At 48.6% G+C, this 529-nt stretch carries 1 protein-coding gene; it reads right to left on the reverse strand.

Annotation, left to right across the window (positions count from 1 at the left end):
* Positions 1-527 (reverse strand): ABC transporter permease subunit (locus R7Q46_RS30035; protein ID WP_318078700.1); only part of this gene is annotated, 527 nt, incomplete at its 3' end.
* Positions 528-529 lie beyond the last annotated feature (2 nt).

The following is a 529-nucleotide window of genomic DNA, read 5'->3' on the forward strand; positions in this document are numbered from 1 at the left end:
TGAGTCGTAGGTGCTAACGCCAGAACCAAACACGGCAGAACCATGTGCTCGATGACACTTTGCAGTGCGTGAGCTCGGTATTCACCTTTCGCCATAAAGGCGTCAATAATGGCAAATCCAGTCACATGGTCGATTTCGTACAGCAAGTCGTAGCGTCCAGCAACAGGGAAGATATGGTATTCCAACGAGAAGACCATGATCAGCAGGAGTGCCAGCCAGAAAAACGGAGCAGAGAAACCCGACATCGAAAGAAACGAGATACCAGTGTCTAGCCACTTACCCTGTTTCATCCCTGCAATCGTACCAAGCGGGATACCGATTAAGAGCGAAACCAGGAAGGCGAAAAAGCACAATTCTAATGTGGCAGGAAAAACAACGGCGAGTTCGTCGTAAATCGCATTGCCGTTTTTGCTCAAACCAAAATCGAGCTGAGAAAGGTTAATTAAGTAGCTTTGCCAGCCAGACCAGAACTCAACATTTGCCCAATGTGAAAGCGGGTCAAGGCGCAGCAGAGAAAAGCCCACCAAAG

The organism is Vibrio sp. 811 (genome assembly GCF_033339195.1).